The sequence below is a fragment of the Kineococcus rugosus genome, from assembly GCF_050871975.1.
In the GTDB taxonomy this organism is placed as follows: domain Bacteria; phylum Actinomycetota; class Actinomycetes; order Actinomycetales; family Kineococcaceae; genus Kineococcus.
Map to the genome: position 1 here is coordinate 38,233 of NZ_JBJLSJ010000015.1, position 17,678 is coordinate 55,910.

At 75.3% G+C, this 17,678-nt stretch carries 18 protein-coding genes and 1 tRNA gene; 7 read left to right on the plus strand and 12 right to left on the minus strand.

All coding sequences use genetic code 11. The annotated features are described in order from the left end of the window. Nucleotides 1-80 precede the first annotated feature (80 nt). From ACRYM6_RS10535 to ACRYM6_RS10545, 3 genes are read left to right on the plus strand one after another with little or no spacing between them, the layout of a single operon-like run. Nucleotides 81-644: a TetR/AcrR family transcriptional regulator gene (locus ACRYM6_RS10535; protein ID WP_432542821.1), complete on the plus strand. Its 564-nt coding sequence runs from the start codon at nucleotides 81-83 to the stop codon at nucleotides 642-644. 53 nt (nucleotides 645-697) lie between these two features. Beyond that, on the plus strand, nucleotides 698-1,474 hold the full coding sequence (locus ACRYM6_RS10540; RefSeq protein ID WP_432542822.1) for an alpha/beta fold hydrolase: 777 nt from the start codon (nucleotides 698-700) through the stop codon (nucleotides 1,472-1,474). 21 nt (nucleotides 1,475-1,495) lie between these two features. Next, the gene (locus tag ACRYM6_RS10545) at nucleotides 1,496-2,185 is read left to right on the plus strand and encodes an O-methyltransferase (protein ID WP_432542823.1); all 690 of its coding nucleotides are present in this window, start codon (nucleotides 1,496-1,498) and stop codon (nucleotides 2,183-2,185) included. Between the two features lie 10 nt (nucleotides 2,186-2,195). Here the strand turns inward: ACRYM6_RS10545 and ACRYM6_RS10550 are convergent, their stop codons facing one another. From ACRYM6_RS10550 to ACRYM6_RS10570, 5 genes are all read right to left on the minus strand, one after another. Beyond that, nucleotides 2,196-3,269: a TIGR03842 family LLM class F420-dependent oxidoreductase gene (locus ACRYM6_RS10550; protein WP_432542824.1), complete on the minus strand. Its 1,074-nt coding sequence runs from the start codon at nucleotides 3,267-3,269 to the stop codon at nucleotides 2,196-2,198. 26 nt (nucleotides 3,270-3,295) lie between these two features. Next, the gene (gene hydA, locus ACRYM6_RS10555; protein WP_432542825.1) at nucleotides 3,296-4,705 is read right to left on the minus strand and encodes a dihydropyrimidinase; all 1,410 of its coding nucleotides are present in this window, start codon (nucleotides 4,703-4,705) and stop codon (nucleotides 3,296-3,298) included. After that, nucleotides 4,705-5,553 (minus strand): nitrilase-related carbon-nitrogen hydrolase, encoded by an 849-nt coding sequence (locus ACRYM6_RS10560; protein ID WP_432542826.1) that lies wholly within the window; start codon nucleotides 5,551-5,553, stop codon nucleotides 4,705-4,707. The genes hydA and ACRYM6_RS10560 overlap by 1 nt, the downstream gene beginning before the upstream one ends. Before the next feature lie 29 nt (nucleotides 5,554-5,582). Continuing rightward, entirely contained in the window at nucleotides 5,583-7,049 is a 1,467-nt protein-coding gene (locus ACRYM6_RS10565) for an NCS1 family nucleobase:cation symporter-1 (RefSeq protein WP_432542827.1), read from the minus strand. A 292-nt stretch (nucleotides 7,050-7,341) separates the two neighbouring features. Further along, nucleotides 7,342-8,304 (minus strand): NADP-dependent oxidoreductase, encoded by a 963-nt coding sequence (locus ACRYM6_RS10570; RefSeq protein ID WP_432542828.1) that lies wholly within the window; start codon nucleotides 8,302-8,304, stop codon nucleotides 7,342-7,344. Nucleotides 8,305-8,398: 94 nt separating this feature from the next. On the opposite strand from ACRYM6_RS10570, the gene ACRYM6_RS10575 reads away from it, so the two are divergent. Continuing rightward, entirely contained in the window at nucleotides 8,399-9,028 is a 630-nt protein-coding gene (locus ACRYM6_RS10575) for a TetR/AcrR family transcriptional regulator (protein ID WP_432542829.1), read from the plus strand. Nucleotides 9,029-9,079: 51 nt separating this feature from the next. On the opposite strand, the gene ACRYM6_RS10580 is transcribed toward ACRYM6_RS10575, so the two are convergent. Genes ACRYM6_RS10580 through ACRYM6_RS10590 form a run of 3 tightly spaced genes read right to left on the minus strand, consistent with a single transcriptional unit; the run spans nucleotide 9,080 to nucleotide 12,108 of the window. After that, nucleotides 9,080-10,051 carry a LysR substrate-binding domain-containing protein gene (locus ACRYM6_RS10580; RefSeq protein ID WP_432542830.1) on the minus strand — a complete coding sequence of 324 codons (972 nt, stop codon included), beginning with the start codon at nucleotides 10,049-10,051 and terminating at the stop codon, nucleotides 9,080-9,082. A gap of 13 nt (nucleotides 10,052-10,064) precedes the next feature. Further along, nucleotides 10,065-10,742 carry a response regulator gene (locus ACRYM6_RS10585; RefSeq protein ID WP_432542831.1) on the minus strand — a complete coding sequence of 226 codons (678 nt, stop codon included), beginning with the start codon at nucleotides 10,740-10,742 and terminating at the stop codon, nucleotides 10,065-10,067. Nucleotides 10,743-10,773: 31 nt separating this feature from the next. Beyond that, nucleotides 10,774-12,108 carry a sensor histidine kinase gene (locus ACRYM6_RS10590; protein WP_432542832.1) on the minus strand — a complete coding sequence of 445 codons (1,335 nt, stop codon included), beginning with the start codon at nucleotides 12,106-12,108 and terminating at the stop codon, nucleotides 10,774-10,776. A gap of 183 nt (nucleotides 12,109-12,291) precedes the next feature. On the opposite strand from ACRYM6_RS10590, the gene ACRYM6_RS10595 reads away from it, so the two are divergent. Then, nucleotides 12,292-12,364, plus strand: a tRNA-Glu gene (locus tag ACRYM6_RS10595). Nucleotides 12,365-12,542: 178 nt separating this feature from the next. Beyond that, nucleotides 12,543-12,905, plus strand: coding sequence for a helix-turn-helix domain-containing protein (locus tag ACRYM6_RS10600; RefSeq protein ID WP_432542833.1), 363 nt, complete (start codon nucleotides 12,543-12,545; stop codon nucleotides 12,903-12,905). Nucleotides 12,906-12,917: 12 nt separating this feature from the next. On the opposite strand, the gene ACRYM6_RS10605 is transcribed toward ACRYM6_RS10600, so the two are convergent. The 4 genes from ACRYM6_RS10605 to ACRYM6_RS10620 form a co-directional block, all read right to left on the minus strand. After that, nucleotides 12,918-13,511 (minus strand): ClpP family protease, encoded by a 594-nt coding sequence (locus ACRYM6_RS10605; protein ID WP_432542834.1) that lies wholly within the window; start codon nucleotides 13,509-13,511, stop codon nucleotides 12,918-12,920. Beyond that, the gene (locus ACRYM6_RS10610) at nucleotides 13,511-14,113 is read right to left on the minus strand and encodes a ClpP family protease (RefSeq protein ID WP_432542835.1); all 603 of its coding nucleotides are present in this window, start codon (nucleotides 14,111-14,113) and stop codon (nucleotides 13,511-13,513) included. Before ACRYM6_RS10610 ends, ACRYM6_RS10605 begins: the two co-directional genes overlap by 1 nt. A gap of 193 nt (nucleotides 14,114-14,306) precedes the next feature. Further along, a complete protein-coding gene (locus ACRYM6_RS10615; protein ID WP_432542890.1) occupies nucleotides 14,307-15,146 on the minus strand; it encodes a phosphatidylinositol-specific phospholipase C/glycerophosphodiester phosphodiesterase family protein in 840 nt (279 codons plus the stop codon). Between the two features lie 171 nt (nucleotides 15,147-15,317). Further along, on the minus strand, nucleotides 15,318-16,889 hold the full coding sequence (locus ACRYM6_RS10620) for an MFS transporter (RefSeq protein ID WP_432542836.1): 1,572 nt from the start codon (nucleotides 16,887-16,889) through the stop codon (nucleotides 15,318-15,320). A gap of 103 nt (nucleotides 16,890-16,992) precedes the next feature. On the opposite strand from ACRYM6_RS10620, the gene ACRYM6_RS10625 reads away from it, so the two are divergent. After that, nucleotides 16,993-17,667, plus strand: coding sequence for a TetR/AcrR family transcriptional regulator (locus ACRYM6_RS10625; protein WP_432542837.1), 675 nt, complete (start codon nucleotides 16,993-16,995; stop codon nucleotides 17,665-17,667). Nucleotides 17,668-17,678 lie beyond the last annotated feature (11 nt).

Consider the following 17,678-nt stretch of genomic DNA (forward strand, 5'->3'; position numbering starts at 1 on the left):
CCGTCGGTGGCGGATGGAGTATCCGTTCTGACGCTAGCACGCGAGCGGATGGAGTATCCGTTCCTTGGTAGCCTGGCCCCGTGACCCCGCGCCCGGACGCCGCCCGCAGCCGCGCCCGCATCCTCGACGCCGCCCGCGACCTGCCCGCCGACGACCTGCGGCTCAACGACGTCGCCCACCGGGCCGGCGTCGGGGTCGCGACCGCCTACCGGCACTTCCCCACCGTCCACGCCCTCGTCGAAGCGCTCGCCGAGGCCGACCTCGCCCGCTACTCCGACCTCGCCCGGCGGGCCTGCGCCGAACCCGACCCGCTGCGCGGGCTCGACCTGCTGGTGCGCGACGGGCTCGCGCTGCAACTGGCCGGCGACGGCCTGCAGGCCGTCCTGCTCGCCGACCGCGACACCAGCCCGGCCGTCACCGCGATCAAGGACGAGCTGCTCGCCGCCGTCGAGACCGTCGTGGCGCGCGCGGTCGCGGCGGGAGCCGCCCGGCCCGACCTGACCCCGGCCCGCCTGCGCCACCTCGTCTGCGGCGTCGAGCACGCCGTCCGCGTCGCCGGCGGCGGCGCCGACGAGCGCGAGTTCCACCTCGCCGCGGCCCTGGCCGGGTTGCGCGCCGGGCCCCCGGCGGCCACCGGGCGATGAGTCGCGCCCGCGCCGGGGGTCAGCCCGGCGTGGGCACCGTGAGGACCGAGTACGTGGTCGCACCGGACGGCACCCGCATCGCCTTCGACCGGCGCGGTGCGGGGCCCGTCCTGGTGCTCGTGGACGGCGCGCTCAGCGAGCGCCGCACCGGCCCGATGCGCCCGCTCGCCGAGCACCTCGCGCCGTGGTTCACCGTCGTCACCTACGACCGGCGCGGCCGCGGGCAGAGCACCGACGGCACCGGGCCCGTGCGCGCCTACACCGTCGGGCACGAGGTGGGGGACCTGCGCCGGCTGCTGGAGGTGGTCGGCGCGCGGGGGAGCGGTGCGGCCGTGCACGGGGCCTCCACGGGGGCGCTGCTCGCGCTGCACGCCGCCGCCGCGGGGCTCCCCGTGCGGTCGGTGTCGTTGTTCGAGCCGCCCCCCGGGGCGGGCGCCCGGCTCGGCGGCGGGTTCGCGCGGACGCTGACGGCGCTGCTGGAGGCGGGCCGGCGGGCCGAGGTCGTCCGCACCTTCCAGCGCGCGGCCGGGGTCCCGGAGGCGCTCGTCGCGGCCGGGGCGGCGGGTTTCGCCGCGAGCGCCCAGACGCTGGTGTACGACTGCGCGCTGACGTGCGCCCTGACGCGCGCGGTCGCGGCCCGCGTCGGGGTGCCGGCGCTCGTGGTGCGGGCGACGGCGACGGCGACGGCGACGGGCGGCCGGTGGCCGCCGGGGACGCGGGACGTGGTGACCGCGCTGCCGCGGGGGGAGCAGGTGGTGCTGCCGCGGGTGTGGCACGGGGTGCCGGACGCCGACCTCGCGGCGGTCCTCGCGGCCTTCCACCGGCGGTGAGCCTGCTGGCAGAGTGCGACCATGCGCACCCCCTCGACGGACCGTGACCCGACCGCGGACTGGGCGGAGGTCGACGAGTACCTCGCCCAGACGCTGCTGCCCGAGGACGAGACGCTGGAACTCGTCCTGGACGAGAACCAGGCCGCCGGGCTGCCCGGCATCGACGTGTCCCCGCTGCAGGGGCAGCTGCTGTCGCTGCTGGTGCGGATCAGCGGGGCCCGCCGGGTCCTGGAGATCGGCACCCTCGGCGGGTACAGCACGATCCACCTGGCCCGGGCGCTGCCCGCCGGCGGGCGGGTCGTGACGCTGGAGCAGGCGCCGGAGCACGCCGAGGTCGCGCGCCGGAACATCGGGCGGGCCGGGTTCGGCGACGTCGTGGACGTGCGCGTCGGGGCGGCGCTGGACACGCTGCCGCAGTTGGCGGACGAGGGCGGCGGGCCGTTCGACCTGGTGTTCATCGACGCGGACAAGCCGAACAACCCGAACTACCTGGAGTGGGCGCTGCGGCTCACCCGCCCGGGCAGCCTCATCGTCGGGGACAACGTGGTGCGCGCCGGGCGGGTGGCGCACGAGGAGGACACCGAACCGGCCATCACCGGGACCCGGGAGTTCCTCACCGCGCTGGGGGAGGACCCGCGGCTGGAGGTGACGGCGCTGCAGACGGTCGGGGCGAAGGGCTGGGACGGGTTCACCCTGGCCGTCGTGCGCTGAGGCGCCCGGTTCAGGCGGTGCGCCCGGCGTCCCCGGTGCTCCCGGGGACCACGGCCGCCGGGCCGCGGTTCAGGTGCGGCATCACGTGGTCGGCGTAGGCGCGCAGGGTGGTCTCCTTCGCGTCGTGCTGGAGGTACAGCGCGAACTGGTCGACGCCGAGGTCCTCCAGCTCGCGCAGGCGGTCGAGGTGGTCGGCGGGGCCGCCCAGCAGGCAGAACCGGTCGACGATCTCGTCGGGCACGAAGTCGGCGTGGGAGTTCCCGGCCCGGCCGTGCTCGTTGTAGTCGTAGCCCTGCCGGCCCGCGATGTACTCGGTGAGGGCGGCGGGCACGGCGCCGTCCGCGCCGTAGCGGCCGACGATGTCGGCGACGTGGTTGCCGACCATCCCGCCGAACCAGCGGCACTGCGCGCGGGCGTGCTCCAGCCCGGCGGCGCTGCCGTCGGTGACGTACGCGGGAGCCGCGACGCAGATCTTCACCGAGTCGGGGTCCCGGCCGGCCCGCTCGGCGGCCTCCTTGACGAACTTGATGGTCCAGGCCGCGATGTCGGGGTCGGCCAGCTGCAGGATGAACCCGTCGGCGACCTCACCGGCGAGCTGCAGCGCCTTCGGCCCGTAGGCGGCCACCCACACCTGGGTCCGGTTGTCCTCGTTGGTCGCCCGCGCCCACGGGAACCGGATGGTCTGCCCGTTGTGCTCCACGGCCCGCCCGTTGGACAGCTCGCGGATGACGTGGACCGCCGAGCGCAGCGTCGCCAGGGTGCTGGGCCGGCCCGCGAGGGTGCGGACGGCGGAGTCGCCGCGGCCGATGCCGCAGATCGTGCGGGGTCCGTACATCTCGTTGAGGGTCGCGTAGCTGGAGGCGGTCACGGTCCAGTCCCGGGTGAGCGGGTTGGTGACCATGGGGCCGACGACGATGTTCCGGGTGGCCTGCAGGATCGCGGAGTAGACGACGTAGGGCTCCTCCCACAGCAGGTGGGAGTCGAACGTCCAGGCGTGCGTGAAGCCGAACGTCTCGGCCTGGCGGGCGAGTTCGACGACGCGCGAGGCGGGCGCGGTGTTCTGCAGGACGACGCCGAGGTCCACGGGGTGCTCCTTCGGGGGTGACGGGGTCAGCGCAGGTACTGGGACAGGCCGCGGCGGACGTACCGGCCGTGACCCTTGGTCCCGAGGTACTGCCCGCGGTCGACGACGGTGCGGCCGCGGGACAGGACCGTGCGGACCTGCCCGGTGAGCCGGGCCCCCTCGAACGCGGAGTGGTCCAGGTTCATGTGGTGGGTGGCGGCGCTGATCGTGGTGGTGCCGTGCGGGTCGTACACGACGAGGTCGGCGTCGGAACCGGGGGCGACGACCCCCTTGCGCGGGTACATCCCGAACATCCGCGCCGGGGTGGTGGCGCAGGTCTCCACCCAGCGCTGCAGCGACAGGTTCCCGTCGACGACGCCCTGGTGGACGAGGTCCATCCGGTGCTCGACGAGCCCGAGGCCGTTGGGGATCTTCGAGAAGTCCCCGACGCCGAGCTGCTTCTGGTCGTTGAAGCAGAACGGGCAGTGGTCGGTGGAGACGACGGCCAGGTCGTCGGTGCGCAGCCCCTTCCACAGGTCAGCGGCGTGCGGTTCGCGCTTGGAGCGCAGCGGGGTGGAGCAGGCGTACTTGGCCCCCTCGAACCCGGGGGCGCCGAGGTGGTCCTCCAGGGTCAGGTAGAGGTACTGCGGGCACGTCTCGGCGAACACGTTGCGGCCCTGGCTGCGGGCGTGCGCGATGCGTTCCAGCGCCTGGGACGCCGAGACGTGCACGACGTACAGCGGGGTGCCGCCGGCGACCTCGGCCAGGGCGATGGCGCGGTTCGTGGCCTCGCCCTCCAGCGCGGCCGGGCGGGTCAGGCCGTGCCAGACCGGGTCGGTGTTCCCCGCGGCCAGCGCCTGCTGCACGAGGACGTCGATGGCGGTGCCGTTCTCGGCGTGCATCATGATCGTCGCGCCGTTGCCGGTGGCCCGCTGCATGGCCCGCAGGATCTGGCCGTCGTCGGAGTGGAACACCCCCGGGTAGGCCATGAACAGCTTGAAGCTGCTGATCCCCTCGTGGGCGACGAGGGTGTCCATGGCCTTCAGCGACGTCTCGTCGACGCCGCCGAGGATCATGTGGAACCCGTAGTCGACGGCGCAGTTCCCCTCGGCCTTGGCGTGCCAGCGGGCCAGCGACTCCTCGACGTCCTCCCCGGTGCGCTGCACCGCGAAGTCCACGATGGTCGTCGTCCCGCCGAACGCGGCGGCCCGGGTGCCGCTCTCGAAGGTGTCGGACGCCTGCGTGCCGCCGAACGGCATCTCCATGTGGGTGTGGACGTCGACACCGCCGGGCAGGACGTAGCAGCCGGTCGCGTCGATGCGCTGCTCGACGGCGAACTCCGCGCCGGTGCCCGGGACCAGCAGCGCCGCGACGGTCTCCCCGTCCACCAGGACGTCGGTGGGGGTGGCGCCGGTGGCCGAGACGAGCGTCCCGCCGGTGACGAGGGTGCGGGTCATCAGGGGGCCACCAGGCTGCCGTAGGCGTCGGGCCGGCGGTCGCGGTAGAACTGCCACTCGTCGCGGGCCTCGCGGACCAGCGACAGGTCGAGGTCGCGGACGAGGAGCTCCTCGGAGGTGGAGCCCGCCCGCTCGCCCACGTAGTTGCCGCGGGGGTCGACGACGAAGCTGGTGCCGTAGAAGTCGACGGCGAGGTCGCCGTACTCGCTGTCCTCGCGCCCCACCCGGTTCGGGACGCAGACGAAGTAGCCGTTCGCGGCGGCCGCGGTGGGCTGCTCCAGCTCCCACAGCCGGTTCGACAGCCCGGGCTTGGAGGCGTTGGGGTTGAACACGATCTCGGCCCCGCCCAGGCCCAGGGCGCGCCAGCCCTCGGGGAAGTGCCGGTCGTAGCAGATGGTGACCCCGACCCGGCCCACGGCGGTGTCGAAGACGGGCCAGCCGAGGTTGCCGGGCCGGAAGTAGAACTTCTCCCAGAACCGGTCGACGTGGGGGATGTGGTTCTTGCGGTAGGACCCCAGCACGGTCCCGTCCGCGTCGACGACGACCGCGGTGTTGTAGTAGACGCCGGGCTGCTGCTCCTCGTAGATCGGCAGCACCGTGACGACGCCGAGCTCCCTGGCCAGGGCGCTGAAGCGCTGCACGATCGGGCCGTCGGCCGCTTCGGCGTAGCGGTAGTACTTCGGGTCCTGGGTGATGCCGAAGTAGGGGCCGTAGAACAGTTCCTGGAAGCACAGGACCTGGGCGCCCTCGGCGGCGGCCTTGCGGGCCATCACCTCGTGCTTGTCGAGCATCTCGGTCTTCGAACCCGGCCAGCTGAGCTGGGTGAGCGCGGCGCGGACGACGGTCACGGTGTCTCCTTCGGGGGGTGGGGCGGGGATCAGTCCGGCAGCGGGGCGCCGGCGGGGCGGACCTTCTCGATCAGCAGGTACAGGGCGCCGCCGCCGAGGCAGCCGACGAGCCAGGAGTAGGCCGACACCGGCCCGAGCGCGGGCAGGAACGCGACGAGCAGGGTGATGACCCCGGACCCGGCGAGGGCGGCGACCGCGTTCGGGTTGGTCCCGCGGCGGTAGTGGTAGCGGCCGGCCGGGTCGGCGGAGTAGAGCGCGTCGACGTCGACCCGGCCGCGGCGCACCAGGTGGTAGTCGACGATCATGATCCCGAACAGCGGCCCGATGAGGGCGCCGACCCCGCCGATGAAGTAGTTCACGGCGACGGGGCTGGAGTACAGCTGCCACGGCATGACGACGAGGGAGACGACGGCGGTGATGACCCCGCCGGTGCGGAAGCTGATGCGGGAGGGGGCCAGGTTGGCGAAGTCGTAGGCGGGGGAGACGAAGTTGAGGATGATGTTGATCCCGACGGCGGACCCGGCGATGGCGACGGTCGCGACGAGCAGCAGGGTGACGCTGTCGATGTCCTGCACGAGCTCGACGGGGTCGGTCACCGCGGCGCCGTGCACCTCGGCGGAGGCCAGCGCGATGACGACGGAGACGAGCGCGAACGCCGTGCCGTTCACCAGCAGCCCCAGGGCGTTGCCGCGGCGGATGGAGCGGGCGTCGGGGGAGTTGCGGGAGAAGTCGGCGAAGTTCAGCATCGGCCCGGACAGGAACGCCACGGTGAGGAACGCGCCGGAGACGATCGCGGCGACGGTGTGCGGCCCGTCGAGGGCGGGGCCCTCGCGGTGGTTCCAGTCGACGCTCCAGCCGGCGCGGCCCAGGACCCACAGCGCGAGCGCGGCGATGGCGATCCACAGCACCGGCCCGGCGACGTCGGACAGCTTCCGGACGGCCTCCATGCCGCGGGTCAGGACGGCGAGCTGCACGGCCCACAGCGCCAGGAAGCAGATCCACCCCAGGCCCGACATCCCCAGGAGGTCCGTGCCGGCCAGCCCGGCGGCGGAGGGGAACAGCTTCAGGGCCAGCGTCACGACGGCCAGGCTGGCCAGGTAGGTCTGGATGCCGTACCAGGCGACGGCGACGACCGCGCGCAGCAGGGCGGGCACGTTGGCGCCGAACACCCCGAAGCTGAGCCGGGCGAACACGGGGAACGGGACGCCGACGCGCTGGCCGGCGACGCCCATGAGGTTGCACCCCCACAGCAGGACGAGCAGCCCGCCGAAGACCGCGACGACGACCTGCCAGCCGGTGAGGCCGAGGACGAGCAGGCCGATCGCGAAGGTGTAGCTGCCCAGGCTGTGCCAGGCGGACATCCACCAGCAGAACAGGTCCCACGTCCGCCAGGGCGCCGAGCGGCCGCGGGGGGCCAGGTCGGCGTTGTACAGGCGCGGGCTGTACGCCGCAGGCGTGGCGGTGGGGGTGGGCGGGGCGGATCCTGGTGCGCTCATCGGTGGCCGAGGTCCTTCCACGAGGCGGGGTGCCAGCGGGTGGAGCAGGAGGTGGCCTCAGTGTGTTGACGGCGAAAGTCGCTGTCCAACACGGGTTTTCACGACGTGCATCGACTCGGTCGATGCGAAGTGACGGAAACATCTCCGAAACGTCTGCGTTACGCGTCCGGCGCCCGGCCACGATCGCCACGGCGTCGACCGGCTCGTCCACCACCCTGCCGCGGGGCCGGGGAAGAGGCGTGTTCCGCACCGATCGGCCGGTGCGCGCGTGAGCCGACCCGGCGTGCAGGACCTACCCGGGCACGTCCGGCCCGACCAGCAGCACGTGCTTGCCGACCCCGCCCCCCGTCTCCAGAGCGCGGTGCGCATCGGCGATCCGCCCCAGCGGACGTGCCGTGGCCACGAGGGGCCGGACGTCGCCCCGCTCGACGTGGGCCCGCAGGACCGCCAGGTCCGCGCGCCGGGGATCACCGCTGAAGAACCGGATGCGCCGTGCCCCGTGGACGACGGAGGCGGCGATCGCGGGCAGCGACGTCGGAGCGGTCGTCACCATCCGGCCCCCGGGGACGACCAGTCGCTGGAACGCGCCCAGCCCCGCGCCCCCGGCGGTGTCCACCACGAGGTCGAACCGGCCGAGGTCCGACGTCCGCACGGTCCGGTAGTCCACCACCTCGTCCGCCCCCAGGCCGCGCACGGCCTCGAGGACCGAGCCCCTCGCCAGCGCGGTGACGTGAGCCCCCGCCGCGTGCGCCAGCTGGACGGCCACGTACCCGACCCCGCCCGCCGCGCCGCGGATCAGGACCCGCTGCCCGGCCCGCAGCCGGCCGTGCACGAACAGGGCCGTCACCGACGTGGTCCCGCCGGCCAGCAGGGCGACCCCGCCCGCCGCGTCCAGCCCCGGGGGCAGGAGCGCCAGGCGGTCGGCGTCGACGGCGGCGAACTCCGCTGCGGCCCCCACGGGGGCGACCGCCGCCGACCGGGGCAGGAGCCCCCAGACGGGCTGCCCCGCGGTCAGGTCCCGGACGTCGTCGCCGACGGCGGCGACGACGCCTGCGACGTCGATGCCGACCCCGAGCGGCAGTCGCCGGCCGGTGACGAGCCGCAGGGCCCCGGACCGGACGTGCGACTCCCCGCCGTTGACGCTCGTGGCCCGCACGCGGACGAGCACCTGGTGCGGCTCGGGCACGGGGACGGGCACCTCGTCGAGCTGCAGCACCTCGGGTGGGCCGTGACGGTGGTAGCGGGCGGCGAGCACGGGGAACCTCCGGGTCGGGACGTACGGTGGTGGGGAACGTACGGCCCAGCGGTCGACGGGAACGACCGCGCAGCGCCATGTGAGAGGAACCCGCGTGAGTTCGTCGCAGTTGCCGGTGAGGGCCGCGGGGAACCTGCGGTCCGACGCGGGACGCAACCGGGCCGAGATCGTCAGCGCGGCCCGCGCCGTGTTCACCGAGGCGGGCACGGACGTGCCCACGAGCCGCATCGCGCGCCGGGCGGGAGTCGCCGTCGCCACCCTCTACCGCCGGTTCCCGACGCGTGAGGCGCTGGTGGAGGCGGCTTTCGCCGACCAGCACGCCGACTGCTCGCGGTTCTTCTCCGTCGTCGAGCAGCACCCCGAGCCGTGGCCCGCGCTCCGCACCGCCCTGCGCCGGTTCTGCGCCGAACAGGCCCGCGACAAGGGGTTCACCGCCCACCTGCTCGCAGCCTGCCTCCAGGGGCGGGCGCCGGCCGGGGCGGCGGCGACGTCCGCGCTGGAGGCCGAGCGCCTGACCGCGCTCGTCCGGCGCGCCCGGGACTCGGGGGCGATGCGCCCCGACGTCGGGCTCACCGAGCTGCACCTGCTGGTCGCGGGCAACGCCGGGGTCGTCGCGGCGTCCCCGCCGGACCAGGCCGCAGCCGCCTCGCGCCGGTTCGTGGAACTGTTCCTGCGGTCCCTCGAGGTCCCCCGGCGCAGCGGCGCGGGGGACGGCGTCCGCTGAGGCCGTCCGGGGACGGCGCGAACCTCCCGGGTCGTCCGCCCGGCCGCGTGCTCAGCTCGAGCCGCTCCGCGGTGCCGCCACCAGCCGGCGTCCCGGCGCAGGAGCGCCACCGTCGTCCTGGAGCCCCAGCGCCTCGCGGCACACCTGCGCGAACGCCCGCGCCCGCCGCGTCGGCCGGGTGTCCAGGGCCTGCGCCAGCACCACCTGCACCGGCGGCAACCGCTCCGCCAGGTCCAGCGCCACGACCCGCCCGCCCGTGTGCGTCCGCCCGTGCGGCAGCCGGCGGTTCAGCACCGCGTACCCCTCCACGGCCACGAACGAGCGGACCGTCTCGTAGCCCGACAACCGGTGCCGCACCCGCGGCGTCACCCCCGCCGCGTCGAACAGGCCCAGCAGGTACTCCCGCGTGTGCGGCAGGTCCAGCAGCACCAGCGGGTCCTCCGCCAGGTCCGCCAGGCTCACCGGCCCCGGCGCGCGGGCCGCCAGCCGGTGCCCGGCCGAGACGATGACGTGCGGGGGCAGCTCCTCCAGCACCTCCGTGCGCAGCGCCCCGTCCAGCCCCATGCTGTACAGCAGGGCGATCTCGCAACCCCCCGACAGCAGCGACTGCCGGACGGACTCCTGGTCCCCCTCCACGATCGACACCTCCACCGCCGGGTGCCGCCGGGAGAACTCCGCGACCACCCCCGGCAGCCGCAGCGACGCGATCGGCTCGTACACCCCCACCACCAGGCGGCCCCCCGGGACCTCCTCGTCCAGGCGCACCCGGGCCGGCAGCTGGTCGGCGGCCTCCAGCAGCGGCAGGCTCTCGCGCAGCAGCCGCAGACCGCTCTCGGTCAGCTCCACCCCGCGCCGCGGGATGCGCCGGAACAGCGCCGTCCCCATCGCCGCCTCCAGCTGGGCCACCGCCGACGACAGCGCCGACTGCGAGACCCGCAACCGGGCGGCCGCGGCGGTGACGCTGCCCTGCTGCGCCACCACCGCGAAGTACCGCAGCTGCGTGAGGGTGAAGTCCTTCGACACCGCCGGACGCCCGTCAGGCGTCGAGCAGACCCGCGTCGTGGGCGACGATCGCGACCTGCACGCGGTTGTGCGCGCCCAGCTTCGTCAGCAGCCGCGACACGTGGGTCTTCACGGTCGCCTCGCTCATGAACAGCTCCCGGCCGATCTCCGCGTTCGACAACCCGCGGCCCACCGCGCCCAGCACCTCCCGCTCCCGGTCGGTCAGCAGCTGCAGCCGCTCGGCGGCCTCCCGGCGGCGCGGGTTCACCGCGTCGGCCGCGTAGTGCCCCACCAGCCGCCGCGTCACCGTCGGCGACAGCATCGCCTCCCCGGCCGCGACGACCCGCACGGCCGAGACGAGCTCGCGCGGCGGGGTGTCCTTCAGCAGGAACCCCGTCGCCCCGGCCTGCAGCGCCTGGAACACGTACTCGTCGAGGTCGAACGTCGTCAGCATCACCACGCTCGGCGCCTGCGGCCGCTCGGTGATGGCCTTCGCGGCCGTCAGCCCGTCCATCACGGGCATCCGGACGTCCATCAGGACGATGTCGGGGCGGTGCGCCGCGACACCCTCCACGGCCTGCGCGCCGTTCTCCGCCTCGCCCACGACCTCGACGTCGTCGGCGCTGGACAGGATCATCCGCAGGCCCGCGCGCACCAGCGCGTCGTCGTCCACCAGCAGGACCCTCGTCGGCCTGCCCTGCTGCTCGCTCACGCCCACCTCCACTCCGTCCACCCGCTCGACCTCACTCCTGGCCCCGGCCCGAACCCGCCGGGGTGCGCACGATCCTCGCATCCGGCGGGGTCCACGCCGCCGACGCGCCCGGGCGCGGCCGGTCGTCCGGCGCCGGCCACGGCAGCCGCGCCCGCACCGCGAAACCCCCGCCCGGCTCGGGACCGGAGGTGATGGTGCCGTCGGCCAGGCCCACCCGCTCGGACAGCCCCACCAGGCCCGACCCGGCGCCGGGCAGCCCCGCCGACCGCCCGCGCGGCGGGGCGTTGACCACCGAGACGATCATGTCGCGGCCCACCTCCCCGGAGACCGTGACCACCGTCTGCGCCGACGGCGCGTGCTTGTGCACGTTCGTCAGGGCCTCCTGCACCACCCGGTACACCGTCCGCCCCAGCTCGGCCGGCACGTCGGCGTGCACCGGCACGTCGGTGCCGAACTCCGCGGCGACCCCCGCCTCCCGCGTGGACTCCACCAGGCGCCGCACGTCGACCAGCGTGGGCTGCGGCGCCAGCTCGGCCGCCGACTCCGCCGCCGAGACCGTGCTCGGCGCCCGCAGCACGCCCAGCACCCGGCGCAGGTCCTCCAGCGCCGTGCGGGCGGTCTCGCGGATCGTCGCCGCCGTCGCCTCCACCTGCTCCGCGCCCACGTCCGGCCGCACCTCCAGGCCCCCCGCGTGCAGCGCGACCAGCGAGATCCGGTGCGCCAGGACGTCGTGCATCTCGCGCGCGATCCGGGTCCGCTCGGCCAGCCGGGCCTGGTCGGCCCGCAGCACCTGCTCGTGCTCGGCGCGCTCGGCCCGCTCGCGCAACGACGTGACCAGGTCGCGGCGGGCGCCGACGAAGGCCCCCACGAACACGCACAGCGCCACCGCCACGACCGAGAACGTCAGCGCCACGACGACGCCGTCGTACGTCGTGCGCAGGGCCGTCGTCGTCACCGCCACCGCGCCCACCGACGCCAGCAGCACCAGCAGCCGGTCGCGGCGGCGCACCGCCAGCGTCAGCAGCGCGAACAGCAGCGCCCCGTCGAACGCGACGACGAACGCGACGGCCAGCGACACGATGCACAGCAGCACCGGGTGGCTGCGCCGCCACCACAGCGCCACGCAGTTGGCGACCACCACCAGCGCGACGAGGACGTCGCCCACCCCGACCTGCGACCACCAGCCGAAGACCGCCGAGAACGACGGCGGCCCCTCGACCTGGCTGCGGGCCGGGCCCAGGACCGTGGAGCGGAACCACGCCAGCCCCAGCAGGAGGGACACCAGGACCGCCAGGACGTCGCGCGCCCGGGGCGCGAACCGCCAGCGACTCACCCACGGGTCAGCGGGGGGGACGACCGTGCTCACCGCCACAGCGTAGGGACGCCGGCGGGGCCCGCACGTCCCCCGATCGTCCCTGGGCGCCTCCGGCGTCCGTCGCACCCGCCCTCCACCGGCCCTCCACCGCCCCGCACCCGGGTGGTGCGCCGCACCCCGCGGCAGCGGGTAGACTCTTCCCCGGCGGTTCCCGCGAGGGGACCTGTCCGCTGGGGCCCCGTTGTGTAGCGGCCCAGCACGCCGCCCTCTCACGGCGGTAGCGCGGGTTCGAATCCCGTCGGGGCTACGCGCACGAGGCCCCCGGTCACCGACCGGGGGCCTCGTCCCGTTCCCGGCCCCTCCACCCGCCCCGCCGCGGGCGCTCGAGCCCGACCCGCCGCCGCGCCGTCCGCTGCGAGCGGACGGTGCTGCGGCGGCCCCGCCGCGGGCGTAGCGTCGGTCCGGACCGACCGCCGGAGGTTGCCGTGCCGAAGCTGGTGCTCGTCCCCGCGCGTCCCGCGCCGCTGCTGCGCAGCGCCTTCGGCGCGGTCCTGCGCGCCGAGCGCACCGCGCAGCGCCGGACGCTGTCCGACGTCGCCGACGCCGCGCGGGTCTCCCTGCCGTACCTGTCGGAGGTCGAGCGCGGGCGCAAGGAACCGTCCTCGGAGGTCCTGGCCGCGATCTGCGGCGCGCTGGGCCTGACGCTGGTCGACCTGCTGCTGCGGGCCGGTGCGCACGTCGCGGACCTCACCGGCGCCCCCGCCGCGGTGCGCCCGCCCGCTCCGGTCCGGCCGGTGGGCCCGGCCCCCTCCCGCGGCCCCGACGTGCGGCTGTCCCTGGCCGCCTGACCGCCGGGCCGGTCAGCGCAGGCCGGCGGGGGTGATGACGCGGTCCGCGACGCCGTACGCGACGGCCTCGGCGCCGGGCAGGACCAGGTCGCGGTCCAGGTCGGCGCGCAGCCGCTCCACGGAGTGCCCCGTGTGCCGGGCCAGGACCTGCTCGATCTCCGCGCGGATCCGCAGCACCTCCTTCGCCTGGATCTGCAGGTCGGCCGCCGTGCCCTGCGCACCCCCGGACGGCTGGTGCAGCAGGACCCGCGAGTGCTCCAGCACCGACCGCTTCCCCGGTGCCCCGGCGGCCAGCAGGACGGCCGCCGCCGACGCCGCCTGGCCCACGCAGAACGTCGCGACGTCCGGGGCGACGAACTGCACCGTGTCGTAGACCGCCATCAGCGCCGTCGCCGAGCCCCCGGGGGAGTTGATGTACAGGCTGATCTCCGCGGTCGGCGACTCCGAGGCCAGGTGCACGAGCTGGGCGATGACGACGTTCGCGACCGCGTCGTCGATCTCGCCGTGCAGGAACACGATCCGGTCCGACAGCAACCGGCTGAACACGTCCGAGGTGCGTTCCCCGCGCGGGGTCGTCTCCACGACGTACGGGACCGGGTACCCCATCACAGACCCACCTTCCGGGCCGAGCCCAGCCGCACGTCGGAGACCCCGGTGACCACGTGGTCGACCAGCCCGTACTCCCGCGCCTCCTCGGCGGTGAACCAGCGGTCGCGCTGGGAGTCGGCCTCGATCGTCGCGACGTCCTGGCCGGTGTGCTCGGCGATCAGCCGCTGCATCGTGGCCTTGGTGTGCGCGAGGTTCTCGGCCTGGATGGCGATGTCGGCCGCCGTGCCGCCGATCCCGCCGGACGGCTGGTGCATCATCACCCGCGCGTGCGGCAGGGCGTAGCGCTTCCCGGCGGTCCCCGCGCACAGCAGGAACTGGCCCATGCTCGCGGCCATCCCCATGACGAGCGTCGAGACGTCGTTGGGGATCAGCTGCATCGTGTCGTAGATCGCCAGGCCGGCGCTGATGGAACCGCCGGGGGAGTTGACGTAGAGCGCGATGTCGCTCCTGGGGTCGTCGGCCGACAGCAGCAGGAGCTGGGCCGCGACGCGGTTCGCGACCGCGTCGTCGACCTCCTGCCCGAGGACGACGATCCGCTGGAACAGCAGGCGCTGCGACAGCTGGTCCTCGAACGGGCCGGCCGGGGTGGCGGTGCTCATGTCCGATCTCCTCTCCGCGGTGGGGGACCGGGCGTCCCCGCCCCACCACCGTCGTCCCGCCGGCCGGTGCGGGGGAGGGGTTTCTGCCCGCAGGAGATCCCCTGCCGGCGAACGGCGGTGAGCGACCGGTGTCGTCGGGCGGGGGAGCGGTCCCGCGTGCCCGCCCCGGAGCGTCCGGGGCGGGCACCGGCCCTCAGGCCTGCGGCTGGGCCAGGAGGAAGTCGCGCAGCCCGTCGAGGTCGTCGGTGTTGATCTGGTCGACCTGCGCGGCCACGAGCTCGGCCCAGACGGCGTCGCGGGCCGGGCCGGGGGCGTCGGGGGTGTTCCAGAACCGGACCTCGCGCCCGGCCAGGTGCGCGGCGGTGACGAACTCGACGAGCTTCTGGCGTTCCGCGGCGGGCATCTCGCCCTCCCCGCGCCAGGTGAACTGGTTGGCCCAGTTGTCGCTGACCAGCGGCATGAAGTCGGGGTCGGAGCCGTTGCGCAGGTCCCCGGAGCGGCCGTCGTAGGCCGACCAGCGCAGGTGGTCGCGGGCCATGAGGTCGACCGGGCGGTTGCCGGAGATGACGGCGGTCGCGGCGCGCGGCGTGGCGTCGTACCCGGTGTCGGTCATCGTGAACGACGTCATGGTCGTCGGGTACTGGGCCAGGACGTCCTCGATCGCCAGCCACGTCGCGACGGCGTCGCCCTTGATGTCGATGAGCAGCTGGACCGGTTCCCCGTCCCCGTAGACGCTGCCGCCGCCGGCCTCGGCGAGGTCCTCCAGCGGTTCCAGGTACAGCGACTGCAGCGTGCGCGCCGGGTCGAGGTCCTCGGGGTCGTGGGCGACGAGGAGCTGGCCGTCGACGAGGTACACGTCGGCCTCGACGCTGGTGAAACCCCGGTCGAGGGCGTCGAGCAGCGGGCGCTCGTGCTCGTAGTCGTTGTGCGCGTGGGCCTGCCGCAGCGGCTGCACCGCGGCGGGGGCCTCGCCCAGGACGACGGGGTCGGCCGCGAGGGGGCGGGTGGCCGCGGCGGCGCCGCCCGCGCCCAGCGGGGCGAGGACGGCGGCGCCGGCCAGGGCCAGGACGAGGGTGGGACGGCGACGGGGGGTGCGCACAGGGGTTCTCCGTTCGGTTCGGTGGTGCGGCGAACCTAGGGAGCGCGCCCCAACCCCCGGCGACGCTGCCGGGAGCGGGCGGTGAACCGCCTGTGACCGCGAGGGTCAGTGCGCGACGACGGGCGCGGCGTCGGGGTCGACGACCGGGGCGCCGGGGCGCAGCAGCAGCAGCGTCACGACGGCGCCGGCGGCGAACAGGCCCGCCGACCACCAGAACGCGGTGTGGTAGCTGGCGACGGCGGCCTGCGCGAGGTCGGCCGCGGTGGGCGCCCCGGTGACGTTCCCGGCGACCCAGTCCGCCGCGGCGCTGCCGGCGAAGGCGGACAGCAGGGCGGTGCCGATGGACCCGCCGATCTGCTGGGAGGTGTTCGCCATCGCCGAGCCGACCCCGGCGTCGGAGGCCCGCACGCCCAGCGTGGCGGTCGCCATCGCCGAGGCGAACACGAACCCGAGGCCGAGGCCGGTGACGACCAGGCCGGGCAGGATCGTCCCGGCGTAGCCGGAGTCGACCTGGATGCGGGTCAGCCAGGCCATGCCGACCGCGGCCAGCAGCAGGCCGGTGGGGGTCAGGGGCTTCGGCCCGACGCGCGGCATGAGGACCGACCCGACGACGCCCGCGGCGACGGAGATCGCCGCGATCATCGGCAGGAACCCGAGCCCGGTCTGGACGGGGGAGTACCCCAGCGTCGAGGTCATGTAGTAGGTCAGGAACAGGAAGATGCCGAACATCCCGGCGCCCACGACGGCGATGCCGAGCAGGGCGCCGCCGCGGTCGCGGTCCAGGACGACGCGCAGCGGCAGCAGCGGGTGCGCGGCGCGGGTCTGCCACCAGCAGAACACCGCGAGCAGCACGAGCCCGGCGGTGAGGAAGCCCCAGGTGGCGGGGGCCGACCAGCCGTTCGACTCGGCGTTCGCCAGGCCGTAGACGACGCCGACGAGGCCGAGGACGGCCAGCGCGGTCCCGGCCCAGTCCAGGGCGGGGCGCTGCGGGGAGCGTTCGTGCTTGAGCAGCAGCGCGCCCGCGGCGACGGCGACGACGGCGAGCACGACGTTGATGTAGAGGCACCAGCGCCAGGACAGGTGCTCGGTGAGCAGGCCGCCGAGCAGCAGGCCGATGCCGCCGCCGGCGCCGGAGACGCCGCCGAAGATGCCGAACGCCTTGGTGCGCGCGGCGGGGTCGGTGAAGGTGGTGGTGAGCAGGGACAGCGCGGCGGGGGCCAGCAGCGCCCCGGAGACGCCCTGGAGGGCGCGGGCGGCGATGAGGACGGCGAAGCTGTCGGCGGCGCCGCCGAGGGCGGAGGCGAGGCCGAAGCCGACGAGGCCGACGAGGAACGTGGGCTTGCGCCCGACGAGGTCGGACAGCCGGCCGCCGAGCAGCAGCAGGCTGCCGAAGGCGAGCGCGTACGAGGTCACGACCCACTGGCGGTCCTCGTCGGAGAACCCGAGCGCGTGCTGGGCGGTGGGCAGCGCGATGTTCACGATGGTGGCGTCCAGGACGACCATCAGCTGGGCCAGCGACAGGACGGCCAGCACGACCCACTGCGCCCGTCCGGTGGCGGGGCCGGGGGCGGCGCCGTGCCGGCCCTCGGGGCTGGTGCGGGGCCGGGGGGTGCGGGACCCGGTGGGGTCCGTCGCGTCGCGGGGCGCGAGGTGCCGGCCCTGCTCGGTGCTGCTCATCCTGGGGTGTCCTCCACTCAGCGGAGACGACTTCTCCGCTTTCGTCCCCAGGGTAGCAGTCGAAGAGGAGGTCCGGCCTCCGCTTCGTGGGTAGGATGCCCCGGTGACCACCACCGAGGCGCTGGAGCCGCGGCCGCTGCGGCGCGACGCCGAGCGCAACCGCCAGCGGATCCTGGCCGCCGCCGTCGAGGTCTTCGCCGACCGCGGGCTGGCCGCCACCCTCGACGACGTCGCCCACCACGCCGGCCTGGGCGTGGGCACCGTCTACCGGCGCTTCGCCGACAAGGACGCCCTCGTCGAGGCGCTGTTCGAGGAACGCATCCGCGACCTCGTCGGGCTCGCCGAGACCGCCTGCGCCACGACCGACCCGTGGGAGGGCCTGGTCGGCTACCTGGAGGCCGCCAGCGCCCGGATGGCCGCCGACCGCGGCCTGCGCGACGCGCTGCTGTCCCCCCGGCACGGGCAGGTCGGGGTCACCCTGGCCCGCGCCGAGCTCGGTCCCCGCGTCGACCGGCTCACCGCCCGCTGCCGCGACGCGGGCGTGCTGCGCCCCGACGTCGCCGGCACCGACGTCGCCACCCTGCTGCACGCCGTCCAGGCCGCCGCCGAGATCGGCGGCACCGCCAGCCCGCAGCACTGGCGCCGCACCCTGGGCGTGCTGCTCGACGGCCTGCGGCCCGCCCGCACCGGTCACCAGCCGCTGCCCGGGGCGCCGCTGTCGGACGAGGAGCTGCACGAGGCCCTCACGCTGGGCCGCCGCCGCGCCGGGGGCCGCTGAGCCCCGCCCGA

What these genes read in the sequence shown, in the direction of transcription:
- ACRYM6_RS10545 (WP_432542823.1), top strand. Translation starts at nt 1,496, where the DNA reads ATGCGCACCCCCTCGACGGACCGTGACCCGACCGCGGACTGGGCGGAG.
- ACRYM6_RS10620 (WP_432542836.1), bottom strand. Translation starts at nt 16,889, where the DNA reads ATGAGCAGCACCGAGCAGGGCCGGCACCTCGCGCCCCGCGACGCGACG.
- ACRYM6_RS10610 (WP_432542835.1), bottom strand. Translation starts at nt 14,113, where the DNA reads ATGAGCACCGCCACCCCGGCCGGCCCGTTCGAGGACCAGCTGTCGCAG.
- hydA (WP_432542825.1), bottom strand. Translation starts at nt 4,705, where the DNA reads ATGACCCGCACCCTCGTCACCGGCGGGACGCTCGTCTCGGCCACCGGC.
- ACRYM6_RS10605 (WP_432542834.1), bottom strand. Translation starts at nt 13,511, where the DNA reads ATGGGGTACCCGGTCCCGTACGTCGTGGAGACGACCCCGCGCGGGGAA.
- ACRYM6_RS10565 (WP_432542827.1), bottom strand. Translation starts at nt 7,049, where the DNA reads ATGAGCGCACCAGGATCCGCCCCGCCCACCCCCACCGCCACGCCTGCG.